A 14,079-nucleotide genomic window follows, 5' to 3' on the forward strand; every position below is an offset into this window, starting at 1 on the left:
TTCAGACGGTCTCCGCAAGCCAGTCGCGCGCCGCCGCCTCGTCGTCGAAAACGGTCACGTCGGCATCGACGAATACCTGCGACAGCCACGCCGTCCACGCCACCCACGGCGTGCCGGCGATCACCGCGACACGTCCGAAATCGTGGCTGTGCGCGCGCGCGAAACGCAGTTCCTCGAGCGCCATGTCGAGCGTGAAGTCGGTCATCTGCCGCAGGTCGATCAGCAGGTTCACGACGCCTTCGAACTTGATCCTGTAATTGACCAGGTCCTCGAACTCCCGATAGTCGGCCAGCGTGAATTCGCCGAAGGCCGCCACCGTCACCAGATTGCCGCTGTATTCGCTCGTGATCATTTTTCTTACCTCCAGAGGTCTGCCGACACCGAGGCGGGGGCGCGCCCCGCACTTCGACTATAGCTTCGCCGGCGGCGGATTGAGCATTGCCAGCACGCCGCTTGCGACAATCAGCACCATGCCCGCCCAGACCGCGGCGGACGGCACATCGTTCCACAGCAGCACGCCGTAGAGCGTCGAGAAGGCCACCGTGGTGTAGGCCAGACTGGCCGACACCAGCGTACGCCCTCCCTTGTACGCCGCAGTCATGCACAGCTGGGCGGCGGCGCCGAACACGCCGACGCCAAACAGCAGCGCCCAGGTGCGGGCATCCGGCAGGTGGAAGCCGCCGTCGATCAGCGCCCACACGGCGCCGAACACCGAGGAGCAGAGCGAGAAGTACAGAACGGTGCGCCATTCCGGCTCACCGAGCCGCCCGAGATCGCGCACGCTCAGATAGGCCATGGTCGCGATCAGCCCGGAAGCGAGCCCGCACAGCCCGCCGACCCACTGCTCGCTGCCGAGCGTCGGCTGCAGAACCAGAACGACGCCGGCAAAGCCGGTCGCGAGCGCCAGCGCGACCGGTTTCGACAACTCCCCACTGACAGTGAAGCCCAGCCAGGCCGCCATGAACAGCGGCGAGGTGTAGTTCAGGGTCACGGCCGTGGGCAAGGGCAGCAGCGCGATCGCCTGGAAATAGAGAATGAGCGAAATGGCCCCTGACACGCCGCGTTTCAGATGCATCGCCGCGTGCGGCGTAGCGAACGACGCGCCGCGCAGGCGCATGACAGATGCGATCAGCAGCAAGGAAATGAAGGCACGGTAGAAAGCGATCTCGGAAGCGGGCAGCGCCTCGCTGGCCAGCTTCACGCACACGCCCATGGACGCGAACAGCAGACTGGCGGCGACCATCCAAAGCGACTTCATGCGTGCCGCCGCGGCAAGAAAACGGGGCACCGAAGTGCCCCGTTCCGACTGCGATGCGGCACCCCGCTCACAGATAGTCCACCATTTCGCGCCGGTACCACTCGTGGAAGTGCTGCATGCCGTCTTCCATCGGCGACTGGTAGGGACCGACTTCGGAACGCCCCTGCTTCATCAGCGCGCGCCGGCCGGCATCCATCCGTTCGCCGATCTCGTCGTCCTCGCGAGCAGTCTCCATGTAGGCGGCACGCTCGGCCTCGATGAATTCGCGCTCGAACAGCACGATCTCTTCCGGGTAGTAGAACTCGACCACATTCATCGTGCGATCGACCGACTGCGGATACAGGGTGCTCACGACGAGCACGTGCGGATACCACTCGACCATGATGTTCGGGTAGTAGGTCAGCCAGATCGCACCGTGCGGCGGCACTTCACCACGGTAGAAGTCGAGCACCGCGCGGTGCCAGCGCTCGTAGGCCGGCGTGCCGGGACGCGCCAGACGGTTGTTCACGCCGACGCGCTGCACCGAATAGTCGCGCGCGAACTGCCAGCTCAGGTCCTCGCAGGTGACGAACTTGCCCAGCCCCGGGTGGAAGGGCTCGACGTGGTAGTCCTCGAGATAGACCTCTATGAAGGTTTTCCAGTTGTAGTTGCACTGGTGCATCTCGACGTGGTCGAGCATGTAGCCCGAGAAGTCGAGCGCAGGAGCGACCTCCATGCCGGCCAGATCGGCGGCGATGTCGCGCTTTCCGGAGAACAGCAGTCCCTTCCAGTTCTGCAGCGGCTCGCGCTTCAGGTTCAGGCAGGGCGTGTTCGGGAAGTGCGGGGCCCCGAGCAGCTCACCGCGCGTGTCGTAGGTCCAGCGATGCACCGGACAGACGATGTTGGGCGTATTTCCGCGCCCCTTCATCATCAGCGCCTGGCGATGCCGGCACACATTGGACAGCAGTTCGATGCCGGCCTCGTTGCGCACCAGCATCAGCGCATCATCGGCCCAGCCCAGGGTCTGATAGTCGCCGACGTTCGGCACCATCAGCTCGTGACCTACATAGCCCGGCCCGTTATCGAAAAGCACGCGCTTTTCGAGCTCGAACAGCGGCTGATCGAAGTACCAGGAAACCGGAAACTGCGATTGCGCCGGTTCAAGACGGGTAATGGACTGTATATCGGACATTCCCCAACCCCCGAAGTCAAAGTTGGAAAACCGCGTGCCTGCCATCGCGGACCCCGCGTCGCAAGATTTCGTGCGACCGCGGACGATGCACGCAAACGCGTGACAAAGCCGGGCAGTATAACCACTTGCGCGTTTGACCGGCTGATGTGGATCAGCTATTTTTCAGAGTTTGCCCGACGCCCCAATCAGCATGACCAGAAAAGCAGAAGCGGCTTCCGCACCCGCCAGCTTCGAGCAGGCGATCGAAGAACTCGAAGCCATCGTGCGTGCGATGGAGGACGGCAAGCTGCCGCTGGACGGTGCGCTCGAACGCTATCAGCGCGGCGTCGAACTGGTGCGCCAATGTCAGACCGCGCTCAGCGCGGCCGAACAGAAGGTGCAGATGCTGGAGGACGGCCTGCTGCGCGACCTGCCGGTTGGCGATGGCGATCATGACTGAGCCCGTACCATCATCCTTCGCCGACTGGGTCGCTGCCGTCCAGACGCGCACCGAAACCGCACTCGACCGCTTCCTGCCCGCCGCGGCGGTGGCGCCCTCACGACTGCACGATGCGATGCGCTACGCGGTGCTCGGCGGCGGCAAGCGCGTGCGTCCGCTGCTCTGTCACGCCGCCGGTGCGCTGTCGGGGGCCTCGAGTCCGGCACTCGATGCCGCCGCCTGTGCGGTCGAACTGATACACGCCTATTCGCTGGTGCACGACGACATGCCCTGCATGGACGACGACGTGCTGCGCCGCGGCAAACCTACCGTGCACGTGCAGTACGACGACGCTACCGCGCTGCTGGTGGGCGACAGCCTGCAGTCACTTGCTTTCCTGCTGCTGTCCGAACACTGCGACGTCCCGGCCGATATCCGCGTCAGGATGGTCAGCCAACTCGCTATCGCGTCGGGCTCTCGCGGCATGGCTGGCGGTCAGGCAATTGACCTTGCGTCGGTCGGCATCGCGCTCGGCGTGGCCGAACTCGAGTTCATGCACATCCACAAGACCGGTGCCCTGATCCGCTGCGCGGTGCGCCTTGGAGCCGCCTGCGGACAACTGGACGTAGACGCACAGGCGCGACTGGACCACTATGCAGGTACTGTCGGCCTTCTTTTCCAGGTGGTCGACGACGTGCTCGACTGCGAAGCCAGTACCGAGGCACTCGGCAAGACCGCCGGCAAGGACGCCGCTGCGAACAAGCCGACCTACGTCAGCACGCTGGGACTTGCGCGCGCGCGTGAGCGCGCTCGCGAGCTGCACGCCGAAGCGATCGACAGCCTTTCGTCCTTCGGGGACGAGGCGCGTCGCCTGCGCGAACTGGCGGATTTCGTGCTGACGAGGAAACACTGATATGGACAGATCCCTGCACACGATGAGCGCCTACCCGCTGCTGGAAACGATCGATTCGCCGGCCGACGTCCGCAAACTCGACAGCCGACGGCTTTCCCAGCTCGCCACCGAACTGCGCGCCTTTCTGGTCGAATCGGTGTCGCGCACCGGTGGTCACCTGTCGTCCAATCTCGGCACGGTCGAACTGACCGTGGCGCTGCATCACGTCTACAACACACCGGATGACCGCATCGTCTGGGACGTCGGTCACCAGACCTACGCGCACAAGATACTCACAGGTCGCCGCGAAGGCATGGCGACGCTGCGCCAGTACAAGGGCGTCAGCGGCTTTCCGCGCCGCTGCGAGAGCACCTACGACACCTTTGGCACGGCCCACTCGTCCACCTCGATCTCGGCAGCACTGGGCATGGCCATCGCCGCCCGCGCCCTGGGGCAGAAGCGGCACAGTATCGCGGTGATCGGTGACGGCGCGATGACTGCCGGCATGGCGTTCGAGGCGCTGAACAACGCAGGCGTCGAGGACGCCGACCTGCTGGTCATCCTCAACGACAATGACATGTCGATCTCGCCGCCCGTCGGCGCACTGAACAAGTACCTCACCCGCCTGCTGTCCGGCCACACCTACAACGCCGCCCGTCGCGCCGGCGCCAAGGTGCTCGAGATCGCGCCGTCGCTGCGCGAGTTCGCCAAGCGCGCGGAAGAACACGTGAAGGGCATGATCACGCCGGGCACGCTGTTCGAGGAATTCGGCTTCCATTACTACGGCCCGATCGACGGCCACGACCTCGACGCGCTGATCCCGACGCTGGAGAACCTGCGCGAACTGCCGGGCCCGAAGTTCCTGCACGTGATCACGAAGAAGGGATACGGCTACAAGCTCGCCGAGGCCGACCCCATCCTCTATCACGGCGTCGGCAAGTTCGATCACCATGCTGGCATCCAGACCGGCAAAGGTGGCGGCAAGCCGACCTACACCCAGGTGTTCGGCGACTGGCTGTGCGACATGGCCGCCCGCTGCGACAAGCTGATGGCGATCACGCCGGCAATGCGCGAAGGCTCGGGCATGGTGCGCTACGCTGCCGAGTACCCGCAGCGCTATTTCGACGTGGGCATCGCCGAGCAGCACGCGCTCACCTTTGCCGCCGGACTTGCCTGCGAAGGCATCAAGCCGGTGGTCGCGATCTACTCAACCTTCCTGCAGCGCGCCTACGACCAGCTCATCCACGACATCTGCCTGCAGAACCTGCCGGTCATGATGGCGCTGGACCGCGCCGGCCTGGTCGGTGCCGACGGCGCCACCCATCACGGCGCCTTCGACCTGTCCTATCTGCTCTGTCTGCCCAATCTCGTCGTGATGACGCCGAGTGACGAGAACGAATGCCGGCAGATGCTCTACACCGCATACATGCACAAGGGGCCCACTGCAGTGCGCTACCCGCGTGGCAGCGGCCCCGGCGTGTTGCCGCAGGACACGATGACCGCGCTGCCTATCGGTCGCGGCGAACTTCGGCGTGCCGGTCAGGGTGATGCCGCCCTGCTCGCTTTCGGAGCCATGCTGACGCCTGCGCTTGCGGTTGCCGACGAGTTCGACGCCAGTGTCGCCAATATGCGCTTTGCCAAGCCACTGGACGAAGCACTGGTGATCCAGCTCGCGCAGAAGCACCGGCTCATCGTCACGCTGGAGGAAAACGCGCTGATCGGTGGCGCCGGCGCGGAGGTCGAGCGGGTTATTCACAACGCTGGCCTGTCCTGTCGCGTGCTGCGCATCGGCTTGCCTGATCGCTTCGTCGATCACGGGGATCCGGCCCTGCTTTACGCGGAAGTCGGGCTTGACGCGGCCGGCGTGCGCGCCCAGCTGACCGCGGCACTGCAGGCGCTCCCGCGCTGAACTCTCGGCTTCACGAAAGACGAAAGCCCGGCACTGCCGGGCTTTTTTTTCGTGCATCGCAGCTTGAGTGGATCAGAACCCGATGTTAATCTACATGCAACAAATGATCATGTAGAGAAACCAGGGGTTCAGCATGAATGCTCGCGATCCGCACGCTATTCCCGACGTCCAGAACACGCTGGATCCGCGCGAACTGCCGATCGAGAAAGTCGGCATACGCGGCATCCGTCACCCCATCAGCGTGCGTGGTCGCGACGGCTGGGTACAGGGCACCGTGGCCGATTGCGGCCTCTTCGTCAGCCTGCCTGCCCATCTGAAGGGCACGCACATGTCGCGTTTCGTCGAACTGCTGAATGGCCTGGACACCCCTCTCGCCCCCCCGGCATTCGAGCCCCTGGTCCGTGGCATGCTCAACCGTCTGGAAGCCGACAGCGGCGAAATATCGCTGCGCTTCCCCTATTTCCGCCGGAAATCGGCGCCGGTGTCGGGCGTACAGAGCGTCCTCGACTATGAGGTGGGCTTCACCGCCCGTGTCGAGTCTGACGGCGGCTACGCATTCACGCTGCGCGTGCTGGTACCGGTCACCAGCCTGTGTCCCTGTTCGAAGAGAATTTCGCAGTATGGCGCGCACAACCAACGCTCACACGTGACGATCGAAGCCGTCATTGAAGGCAATCTGATGGTCGAGGACCTGATCGACATCGTCGAGCAGGAGGCCTCCTGTGATCTGTACGGCCTGCTCAAGCGTCCGGACGAGAAGTACGTGACCGAGCGCGCCTACGAGAATCCGAAATTCGTCGAAGACATGGTGCGCGACATCGCCGCCCGGCTGAACACCGAGCAACGGGTGCGCGCCTACACGCTGGAAGTGGAGAACTTCGAGTCCATCCACAATCACTCCGCCTGGGCACAGGTGAGTGCCGACAAACGCCAGACGCGCACACAATAAAAAAGGGACCTCGCGGTCCCTTTTTTATTGCCGCCAGCCAGATCTCAGGCTGCGGTCTTCGGTGCGCTGCGCTTGGCCAGCTTTTCCTTGATGCGCGCCGACTTGCCCGAACGCTCACGCAGGTAGTACAGCTTGGCGCGACGCACGTCGCCACGGCGCTTCACCTCGATCGACGCGATCAGCGGCGAGTAGGTCTGGAAGGTACGCTCGACACCTTCGCCGCTGGAAATCTTGCGGACGATGAAGTTCGAGTTCAGGCCACGGTTACGCTTGGCGATCACGACGCCTTCGTAGGCCTGGACACGCTTGCGGTCGCCTTCGACCACGTTCACGTTAACGATGACGGTGTCGCCCGGCGCGAATTCGGGGATGTTCTTGCCCAGGCGGGCAATTTCTTCCTGCTCGAGTTGCTGGATCAGATTCATGTCTTGACTCCTGGTCTATGGCATTGCCTTGCCGCAGAGCACGTTTGCCGTGATGCGTGCGTTTGTTGAGGGAACGGCAAGACGACTGCCGTCCGCGTACTGCAAAAAACTACTTCTCTTCCTGCGCCAGCAGATCCGGACGACGCCTGCGCGTAAGTTCCAGCGCCTGCTCGGCGCGCCATTTGCGTATCCGCGCGTGGTCGCCGGACAGCAACATCTCGGGCACCGGCCTGCCGTCCCAGACTTCGGGGCGGGTGTAGTGCGGGCAATCGAGCAGCCCGCCGACGAAGGAATCCTCGACTGCGGACGCCGCATCGTTCAGCGCGCCCGGCAACTGACGGATGATCGCATCCATCAGCGCCATCGCCGGCAGTTCGCCACCGGACAACACGAAGTCGCCCAAGGACAGCTCCAGATCGACATCGCGGTCGATCAGCCGCTGATCCATGCCCTCGTACCGACCGCAGAGCAGTATCAAGGCCGGCTCCGCTGCCAGATCCATCACCCGCCGGTGCGTCAGGCGCTCACCGGCCGGCGAGAAATGCACGACCTTGACCGCTGCCGTATGGCGCGCCTTGCAACTTGCGATCGCCTGCGCCAACGGTTCGGCCAGCATCACCATGCCCGGGCCACCGCCGTAAGGTCGGTCGTCAACGGTGCGGTGCGCGTCCGTCGCGAAATCGCGCGGATTGGTATGCCGGACCTGCCACAACGATCTTTCCATCGCCCGCCGCGTGATGCCGCTGCGTTCGATGGCTGAAAACATTTCCGGGAACAGCGAAATCACCTCGAAGGTGACCGGCTGCCCCGCTTGCGCACTGCTTACCACTGCGCGTCCCATTCGACGCGCACGACCGCCGCTTCTCGGTCCACGTCCTTCACCACCGCCGAAACGAAGGGGATGAGACGCTCTACCGGCTTCTCTGCCCCGGCCGTGTCATCGACCACGACCAGCACATCGTTCGCACCGGTTTCCAGCAGCCGGTCTACACGGCCGAGCCGCTCGCCAGACAGATTGACGACGTCGAGGCCGATCAGATCGCCCCAGTAGTACTCGTCATCTTCCGTATCCGGCAGATCGTGGCGCTGGGCGGCAACGTACAGGCCGACCAGCTTTTCCGCCGCGGTCCGGTCGTCGCAGCCCTCGAAGCGGACGATGGGCCCCTTGGCCTGCAGCTTGAAGCCATCCAGCTTGAGCTCGCGCCAGCGTTCAGGCGCGGCATCCGCATCGGCACTGACCAGCCAATGCTCGATCACCTTCCAGGACTGCGGATCGTCGCCGAAGGCCTGCAGATGCAACCAGCCCTGCACGCCGAACGGAGCGGCAATGCGCCCCAGTACGACCATTGCTTCGGAAACGTGCTTGATCAGGCTGCCTGCTGCTTGACCAGACGGGCAACCGTCGGGCTCAGCTGGGCGCCGACGCTCTGCCAGTAGGCCAGGCGTTCGGCGTTGACCGACAGGCTGGTGGTGCCTTCAGGAGCGACCGGGTTGTAGTAACCGACGCGCTCGATGAAACGACCATCGCGACGATTGCGCGAGTCGGTGGCGATGATGTTGAAGAACGGGCGCTTCTTGGCACCCCCACGCGCGAGGCGAATAACGACCATTACGATTCCTTCGAAACGAGGAAAACCCGCGATGTTAGCGAAGTACCGGAGTTACCGCAAGGACCGCCCGCTACTCAGCCGACAGGGTTCTGCTGCCTGAGCACGACCTGCTGCACCAGCGCACGCAGGCGGGCCGGACGTACCGGCTTGTGCAGCACCGGATAGCCACGCGCGGCGGCCATGCGGCGAACCTGCGGATCGGTGTCGCCGGTCACCAGCGCGGCCGCGATGTCGCCGCTCTGTTCGGCCAGCAGTGCGTCGAGCACGTCGATGCCGCTGGCCACGGCAGCCAGGCGGAAGTCGCACAGGATGAGCGACGGCACCTTGTCGCGCTGCCTCATCATGTCGCGCGCTTCCGAGAGGTTGGCCGAGCAGAGCACTTCGCACCCCCAGGATGCCAGCAGGCCGGCAATGCTGGTGCGCGACCCCGGGTCGTCATCGATCACCACGACGAACACTGACAGGGGCGTCTGCAGCGGTTCCGGTTCGCCCGTCTGATGTCGTCCGACCGGCGCCGCAACAACCGGCACTTCGATTGAGAACACCGAGCCGCGCCCCGCTCGCGAGCGGATGGCCACGTCGTGCCCGAGCAGACCGGTCAGCCGGCGCACGATGGCAAGACCCAGGCCCAGGCCCTGCCCGCGTGCCCGCGCCGGGTTCTGCAACTGATAGAACTCCTCGAAAATCATGTCGTGCGCCTCGGGCGGAATACCCGGCCCCGAGTCGCGCACCTCGATCACCGCGCTGGCGCCGCGCCGTCGTACGACCACCAGCACGCCGCCGCGCTGCGTGTAGCGCACCGCGTTCGACAGCAGGTTGATCATGATGCGTTCGAGCAACAAGGGGTCCGACTCGACCCACAGGTCGGTCGCGCGAAGCTTCAGCCGCAAGCCGCGTTGCAGCGCATCGGCGGCAAAGTCCTCGACGATGCGGGCAAGCATGGGCTGCAGCGGAAACTCCGATCGGCGCACCGTCACGCCACCGGCGTCGAGCTTGGACATGTCCAGCAGTGCGTCGAGCAGATCCTCCATGGCGCCGACCGATTCCTCGATCTGCCGGATCAGGGTACGGTGCTCCGATCCACGCAGGCGCTCGGCCAGTTCGGCCACGAACAGTCCCAGCGCGTGCATGGGCTGCCGCAGATCATGGCTCGCGGCGGCAAGGAAACGCGACTTCGCATGATTGGCGCGCTCCGCTTCGTCGGTGCGACTGCGCAGCTGGCGGGTGGCATCCGCGATCCTTGCCTCGAGTTCGTCGCGCGCACGCAGCAAGCGCTCGGCCATGCCGTTCACGCCTTCGGCCAGCACGCGCAGCGAACCTCCGCCAAATACCGTCACGCGCGCGGCAAGATCCCCCTCGCCGATGCGGCGCACCGCGCGCGACACCTCGCGCACCGGTCCGGTCACCGTCTGGCTGATGCGCATCGCGAACGCACTCGCCGCCAGCAGCGCAGCGGCCACGACGATGGCCGTCGTGACGATGAAATCCCCCTTCATCGCATCGACCCTCTGGCGAGACACCTCGACCAGCACCCAGCCCACCGGCTGCCGATCGGCCGGCATCTCGCTCAGACCGTCGAATACGTCCGGGTCGTCGAGTACCGCACTACGCAGTATCGGCTCGACGAACATCAACGAATGTTCGAGCTCGATCAGCGCGAGCCCCGCCGGGCGCCTGCCCGGCACGTAGGCTTCCGGACTGAGTTCACCGCCGGACACCACGAGGTCGCCATCACGACTCGAAACCATGATGCCGCTTACGTCGCGCTCGCGACGCGCCGCTTCAATCAGCGACACCAGCGACTCGGTATTGCCGGAAAACACCCCGTAGTCCGCCGTGGCCGCCACTTGTCGCGCAGTCGCGCGCCCGCGCTCGACCAGGCCGTTCTCAAGTTCGGCCAGCCGGTGCAGCACCATCCAGATGCCTGCCGCGATGCCGAACACGACGACTGGCGCCAGCGCGACCAGCAGCACGCGTTGCCGAATGCCCCAGCGTTTCATGGCAGTCGCTCCTGGCGGACCAGTTTGTCGCGCAGCGCGTCGCCATCCTCGATGCGCAGGCCAAGCGAGCGCGCAACGTGCGCATTGACCGACACGGTGAAATGTCGGGGATGGCGCGGCGTCGGCCAGGTGCGCTCGCGCATCCAGAAGGCGATCGCGTCCGCCGTCTGGCGGGCGATCTGTTCCGGCGTCGAATAAAGGGACATGACAGCCCCGGCACGCGCATACGCCGCCGAGAAGCCGACCACCGGCACGCGCGCACGAAATGACGTGAGCAGAAGATTGCGTATGGTTCCCGCGTTATGCACTTGCGGATCGGGCAACGCCAGGAAGACGTCGGCGTTGTCGAGTACCTGCGACAGCGCCGCGAACAGCGATGACTCGCCGGTGAAACTGCCGCTCGAAATCTGCATCGAGGTACCGGCAACGGCATTCTTCAAGGGCTGCAGGCGCTCCGGGTCGGCGGCATCGAAGAGCACGCCGATCCGTCGGACCTCGGGCAGCGCAATACGTATCAGGTCCACCTGACGGATGAAGGGCTGATCGATGTGTATGGCCGACCAGCGGCGCGTGTTGCCCGCGGCCAGCATCGACTCGAATGCGCTCTGCGGCACCAGCACGCTGAGCACGGGCGTGGGCACGTCCGCCTGCACCACAGTGCGCAAGGCCCCGGCACCGACCGCGATCACGGCGTCGTGGGCGGACAGGGAGGCGGCATTGAAATCGTTCCGCGTCGTCACTGCCAAGGAGAAGCCGCCACGGGCGCTGCGCTCGTTCTTCAGCGCCTCGGCAAATTCGCCATAGGCCCCACCCGGCTCGCTCAGCAGCACGAGCACGGACGCCGCCTGCGCCAGTCCGCACAGCAGCAGTGAACAGAGCATCAAGAGCATGCGCACGGCGAGGCCGATGCGGCCAACGCGTGTCATTGCGGAGAACGAGTGTATTGAAGCCAGCACTCGCGCGCGGGGCAAGCCCGGTGAGAAGGGAAGACGCAACGAGTATGCAGCAAGGGCGTCCGGCGCATCATCATCCGAAGGGCTGATGATGCGCACCTGCCAACGATCAGCGCTGGCCGAGCGCCTGCGCGATCTGTTCCTGCATGCGCCAGGCCGCCGCCGCCGGATCGGCCGCATTGCGGATCGGCCGCCCGACCACCAGGTAGTCGGCGCCGTTGGTCAGCGCCTGCGCGACATCGACCGTGCGCTTCTGGTCATCGACCGGCCGGTTCTCGACCGGCCGGATGCCCGGCGTCACCACCAGGATGCGCTCGCCCAGCTCGGCGCGGATGTGCGGCGCCTCCAGCCCCGACGACACGACCCCGTCGCAGCCCGCGGCCAGCGCACGCCGAGCGCGCGACAGCACCAGCGCATCGACGTCGCAGGCAAAGCCCAGATCGTCGAGATCGCCCCGATCCAGGCTGGTGAGCACGGTGACGGCGAGTATCTTCAGCGCTCCCTTGTCGGCGCCGGCGGCTTCCATGATGGCCTGGTTGCCGTGAATAGTCGCGAAGGTGGCACCGCTGGACGACAGGGCGCGTACCGCGGAGCGCACGGTTTCGGGCACATCGAAGAACTTCAGGTCGACGAAAACCTTCTTGTTTCGTGCGATCAACCAATCGAGCAGTTCGAAGTAGTTGCCGCTCATGAACAGTTCGAGGCCGATCTTGTAGAAGCGGACGGCGTCGCCGAGCTGGTCGACGATGGCACGCGCCTGATCCGCTGAGGGCACGTCGAGCGCCACGATGAGCCGATCGGCGGGGTCGATGACGGCCTTGGACTGGGCGGAGGAAGTAGGCATGTTCATGGTGCGGACGGAAAGTGAGGCGTATGGCCTGCGCAGACAAAACGCGAGTTTACTAGAATCAGCGCTCTACACGTCCTTGCGCCCCACCCCGATGTCCGCCCCCGCCCCCGTTCCTGCCGCGCCCGACAGCCTTTTGCGCTCGGCAAAGACCGGGGATCCATTGCGGACAGTACTCGATTGGCTGGCAACACCCGCCGCCGGCGATCCCGGACATGAAGCAGCCGGGCTGGCCACCTGCCTCGGCGTGCTCGCCCAGGCGCGCATGGACGCGCCAGCGCGGGTACGCGTGCTCGACATCTTCCACGACCGCGCGCTGGCCTGCGCGACGGCACTGAAGCCGCAGCTTGCCGCCAGCGGACTGCCGGTGCATGCCACGCTGCGCGATGCGGCCGATCTGCTGTGCGATGCGCTGATGCAGATTGCGCGCAGCTATCTCGACGCCCTGCAGGCGCGCGCCGCACACAAGCCATCGCGCGCGGCGGGCCACGCCATGCTCTGCCTGCTGGACGTCTATGCCCTGCGCACGCTGACCGCAGCCGACGTACCGCCAGGCATGTGGACAACGGCGCACGCCCTGCTGATGCACGCCCGCATGATGGCCTCGCCGGCCACCCAGATCGCCGGCTCGGCGGACGCCGAACAGCTGCACCGCGAATTGATCGCGCTCGAACTGGCGCAGCCGCCGCACCTCACGCCAGCCGATTTCTTCAACATCGCCGACTACGTGCGCAGCTATTCGGGCGCGGTGCAGATCCAGTCGAACCCGCCGCATCGCGACCTCGACTCGTGGTTCTGGATAGACGACGAGCACGATCACGGCCCGACGCCGCTGCTGCGGGCGGCGCCCGATCCGGAGCGCGGTCCGCACATCCTCTACTGCTCCTGCCAGCGACTCGGTCAGGTGCTGGCCCATCATCTCGACCTGATCGACGAGGGCGGCAACGTTGCCGACATGTACCTGCCCGCCTGTCTCGGTCAGACGCGCACGCGGCGTCTGCTGCGCCGCCTGCAGGCGCGCTGGATGGCGATGCCGCGACGGCAGCACGCACGCCGCGAACGCGGCCAGGCGATACGCATGCTGATCGGGTTCGATGCCATCTGGCACCTTCTCGAACGGCGCGACCCAGCCGCTGACTGGGACAACCAGACCACCGGCTGGACCTTGCTCAACGACAGCCCGAACGGTTTCGCGCTGCGCCTCGACACAGGCCCGACCGGTCTGGTCCGGCCCGGCCTGCCGGTGCTGATCAAGGGCAGCGGCAGTCGCAACTGGATGATCTGCGTCGTGCGCTGGGCGCGCAGCGCCAGTGCCGGCGCCATCGATGTCGGGGTGGAACTGCTCAGCCACGGCGCCCAGGCAGCGACCGTGGTATTCGAGGCATCGGGGTCGCGGGCCGCCGTCCCCGCATTACGCCTGCCACCGCTGACCAGCCACCGCCCGCACCCCTGCATCATGCTGCCGCCTGGCGAGGCCAACGGTCGCGACCTGCTCATCGCGCACAATTCCGGTGGCCGCTACCGGCTCGGTGACGCGCGCCTGTCCGACCTCGACCTGCAGACGCAGGCCTTCGAACTGTTCGAGATCGAGGAAATGAGCGCCAACACGAGCGGTGGTCGATCCGATCCGGCCAGTCGGCCCTGAGT

At 65.5% G+C, this 14,079-nt stretch carries 15 protein-coding genes; 5 read left to right on the plus strand and 10 right to left on the minus strand.

What is annotated here, in order from left to right; translation table 11 throughout:
• Position 1: 1 nt before the first annotated feature.
• The 3 genes from WJU27_RS11105 to WJU27_RS11115 all read right to left on the minus strand — a co-directional run bounded on the left by WJU27_RS11105 (position 2) and on the right by WJU27_RS11115 (position 2,429).
• On the minus strand, positions 2–352 hold the full coding sequence (locus WJU27_RS11105; protein WP_304010994.1) for an STAS/SEC14 domain-containing protein: 351 nt from the start codon (positions 350–352) through the stop codon (positions 2–4).
• Positions 353–409: 57 nt separating this feature from the next.
• Positions 410–1,258 carry a DMT family transporter gene (locus tag WJU27_RS11110; RefSeq protein ID WP_341422153.1) on the minus strand — a complete coding sequence of 283 codons (849 nt, stop codon included), beginning with the start codon at positions 1,256–1,258 and terminating at the stop codon, positions 410–412.
• Positions 1,259–1,325: 67 nt separating this feature from the next.
• Positions 1,326–2,429 (minus strand): aromatic ring-hydroxylating oxygenase subunit alpha, encoded by a 1,104-nt coding sequence (locus tag WJU27_RS11115; RefSeq protein WP_341422154.1) that lies wholly within the window; start codon positions 2,427–2,429, stop codon positions 1,326–1,328.
• A 190-nt stretch (positions 2,430–2,619) separates the two neighbouring features.
• Here WJU27_RS11115 and WJU27_RS11120 point away from each other — a divergent pair, with 190 nt between their 5' ends.
• The 4 genes from WJU27_RS11120 to folE2 all read left to right on the plus strand — a co-directional run bounded on the left by WJU27_RS11120 (position 2,620) and on the right by folE2 (position 6,597).
• Complete coding sequence (locus WJU27_RS11120) at positions 2,620–2,868, plus strand: exodeoxyribonuclease VII small subunit (RefSeq protein WP_341422155.1); 249 nt, start codon at positions 2,620–2,622, stop codon at positions 2,866–2,868.
• Positions 2,861–3,760, plus strand: a complete 900-nt coding sequence (locus tag WJU27_RS11125; RefSeq protein WP_296809456.1) for a polyprenyl synthetase family protein — start codon at positions 2,861–2,863, stop codon at positions 3,758–3,760. The genes WJU27_RS11120 and WJU27_RS11125 overlap by 8 nt, the downstream gene beginning before the upstream one ends.
• Before the next feature lies 1 nt (position 3,761).
• Complete coding sequence (dxs, locus tag WJU27_RS11130) at positions 3,762–5,648, plus strand: 1-deoxy-D-xylulose-5-phosphate synthase (RefSeq protein WP_296809454.1); 1,887 nt, start codon at positions 3,762–3,764, stop codon at positions 5,646–5,648.
• A 133-nt stretch (positions 5,649–5,781) separates the two neighbouring features.
• Positions 5,782–6,597, plus strand: coding sequence for a GTP cyclohydrolase FolE2 (gene folE2, locus WJU27_RS11135; protein ID WP_341422156.1), 816 nt, complete (start codon positions 5,782–5,784; stop codon positions 6,595–6,597).
• Between the two features lie 44 nt (positions 6,598–6,641).
• On the opposite strand, the gene rplS is transcribed toward folE2, so the two are convergent.
• From rplS to pyrF, 7 genes are all read right to left on the minus strand, one after another.
• Positions 6,642–7,022, minus strand: coding sequence for a 50S ribosomal protein L19 (gene rplS, locus WJU27_RS11140; RefSeq protein WP_341422157.1), 381 nt, complete (start codon positions 7,020–7,022; stop codon positions 6,642–6,644).
• 109 nt (positions 7,023–7,131) lie between these two features.
• Positions 7,132–7,863 (minus strand): tRNA (guanosine(37)-N1)-methyltransferase TrmD, encoded by a 732-nt coding sequence (gene trmD, locus WJU27_RS11145; RefSeq protein WP_341422158.1) that lies wholly within the window; start codon positions 7,861–7,863, stop codon positions 7,132–7,134.
• Positions 7,845–8,369 carry a ribosome maturation factor RimM gene (rimM, locus tag WJU27_RS11150; protein WP_341422159.1) on the minus strand — a complete coding sequence of 175 codons (525 nt, stop codon included), beginning with the start codon at positions 8,367–8,369 and terminating at the stop codon, positions 7,845–7,847. Before rimM ends, trmD begins: the two co-directional genes overlap by 19 nt.
• Positions 8,370–8,389: 20 nt before the next feature.
• Positions 8,390–8,632, minus strand: a complete 243-nt coding sequence (gene rpsP, locus WJU27_RS11155; protein WP_019919404.1) for a 30S ribosomal protein S16 — start codon at positions 8,630–8,632, stop codon at positions 8,390–8,392.
• Between the two features lie 74 nt (positions 8,633–8,706).
• Positions 8,707–10,632, minus strand: coding sequence for a hybrid sensor histidine kinase/response regulator (locus WJU27_RS11160; protein ID WP_341422160.1), 1,926 nt, complete (start codon positions 10,630–10,632; stop codon positions 8,707–8,709).
• On the minus strand, positions 10,629–11,684 hold the full coding sequence (locus tag WJU27_RS11165; protein ID WP_341422161.1) for an ABC transporter substrate-binding protein: 1,056 nt from the start codon (positions 11,682–11,684) through the stop codon (positions 10,629–10,631). Before WJU27_RS11165 ends, WJU27_RS11160 begins: the two co-directional genes overlap by 4 nt.
• A gap of 10 nt (positions 11,685–11,694) precedes the next feature.
• Positions 11,695–12,429 (minus strand): orotidine-5'-phosphate decarboxylase, encoded by a 735-nt coding sequence (gene pyrF, locus WJU27_RS11170; protein ID WP_341422162.1) that lies wholly within the window; start codon positions 12,427–12,429, stop codon positions 11,695–11,697.
• A gap of 166 nt (positions 12,430–12,595) precedes the next feature.
• Here pyrF and WJU27_RS11175 point away from each other — a divergent pair, with 166 nt between their 5' ends.
• Entirely contained in the window at positions 12,596–14,077 is a 1,482-nt protein-coding gene (locus WJU27_RS11175; protein ID WP_341422163.1) for a hypothetical protein, read from the plus strand.
• Positions 14,078–14,079: the final 2 nt, after the last annotated feature.

It is taken from the genome of Methyloversatilis sp. NSM2 (assembly GCF_038066675.1).
Lineage (GTDB): Bacteria > Pseudomonadota > Gammaproteobacteria > Burkholderiales > Rhodocyclaceae > Methyloversatilis > Methyloversatilis discipulorum_A.

Coding starts and splice junctions, on each gene's coding strand:
- WJU27_RS11105 (WP_304010994.1), bottom strand. CDS start 352: ATGATCACGAGCGAATACAGCGGCAATCTGGTGACGGTGGCGGCCTTC.
- WJU27_RS11110 (WP_341422153.1), bottom strand. CDS start 1,258: ATGAAGTCGCTTTGGATGGTCGCCGCCAGTCTGCTGTTCGCGTCCATG.
- WJU27_RS11115 (WP_341422154.1), bottom strand. CDS start 2,429: ATGTCCGATATACAGTCCATTACCCGTCTTGAACCGGCGCAATCGCAG.
- WJU27_RS11120 (WP_341422155.1), top strand. CDS start 2,620: ATGACCAGAAAAGCAGAAGCGGCTTCCGCACCCGCCAGCTTCGAGCAG.
- WJU27_RS11125 (WP_296809456.1), top strand. CDS start 2,861: ATGACTGAGCCCGTACCATCATCCTTCGCCGACTGGGTCGCTGCCGTC.
- dxs (WP_296809454.1), top strand. CDS start 3,762: ATGGACAGATCCCTGCACACGATGAGCGCCTACCCGCTGCTGGAAACG.
- folE2 (WP_341422156.1), top strand. CDS start 5,782: ATGAATGCTCGCGATCCGCACGCTATTCCCGACGTCCAGAACACGCTG.
- rplS (WP_341422157.1), bottom strand. CDS start 7,022: ATGAATCTGATCCAGCAACTCGAGCAGGAAGAAATTGCCCGCCTGGGC.
- trmD (WP_341422158.1), bottom strand. CDS start 7,863: ATGGGACGCGCAGTGGTAAGCAGTGCGCAAGCGGGGCAGCCGGTCACC.
- rimM (WP_341422159.1), bottom strand. CDS start 8,369: ATGGTCGTACTGGGGCGCATTGCCGCTCCGTTCGGCGTGCAGGGCTGG.
- rpsP (WP_019919404.1), bottom strand. CDS start 8,632: ATGGTCGTTATTCGCCTCGCGCGTGGGGGTGCCAAGAAGCGCCCGTTC.
- WJU27_RS11160 (WP_341422160.1), bottom strand. CDS start 10,632: ATGAAACGCTGGGGCATTCGGCAACGCGTGCTGCTGGTCGCGCTGGCG.
- pyrF (WP_341422162.1), bottom strand. CDS start 12,429: ATGCCTACTTCCTCCGCCCAGTCCAAGGCCGTCATCGACCCCGCCGAT.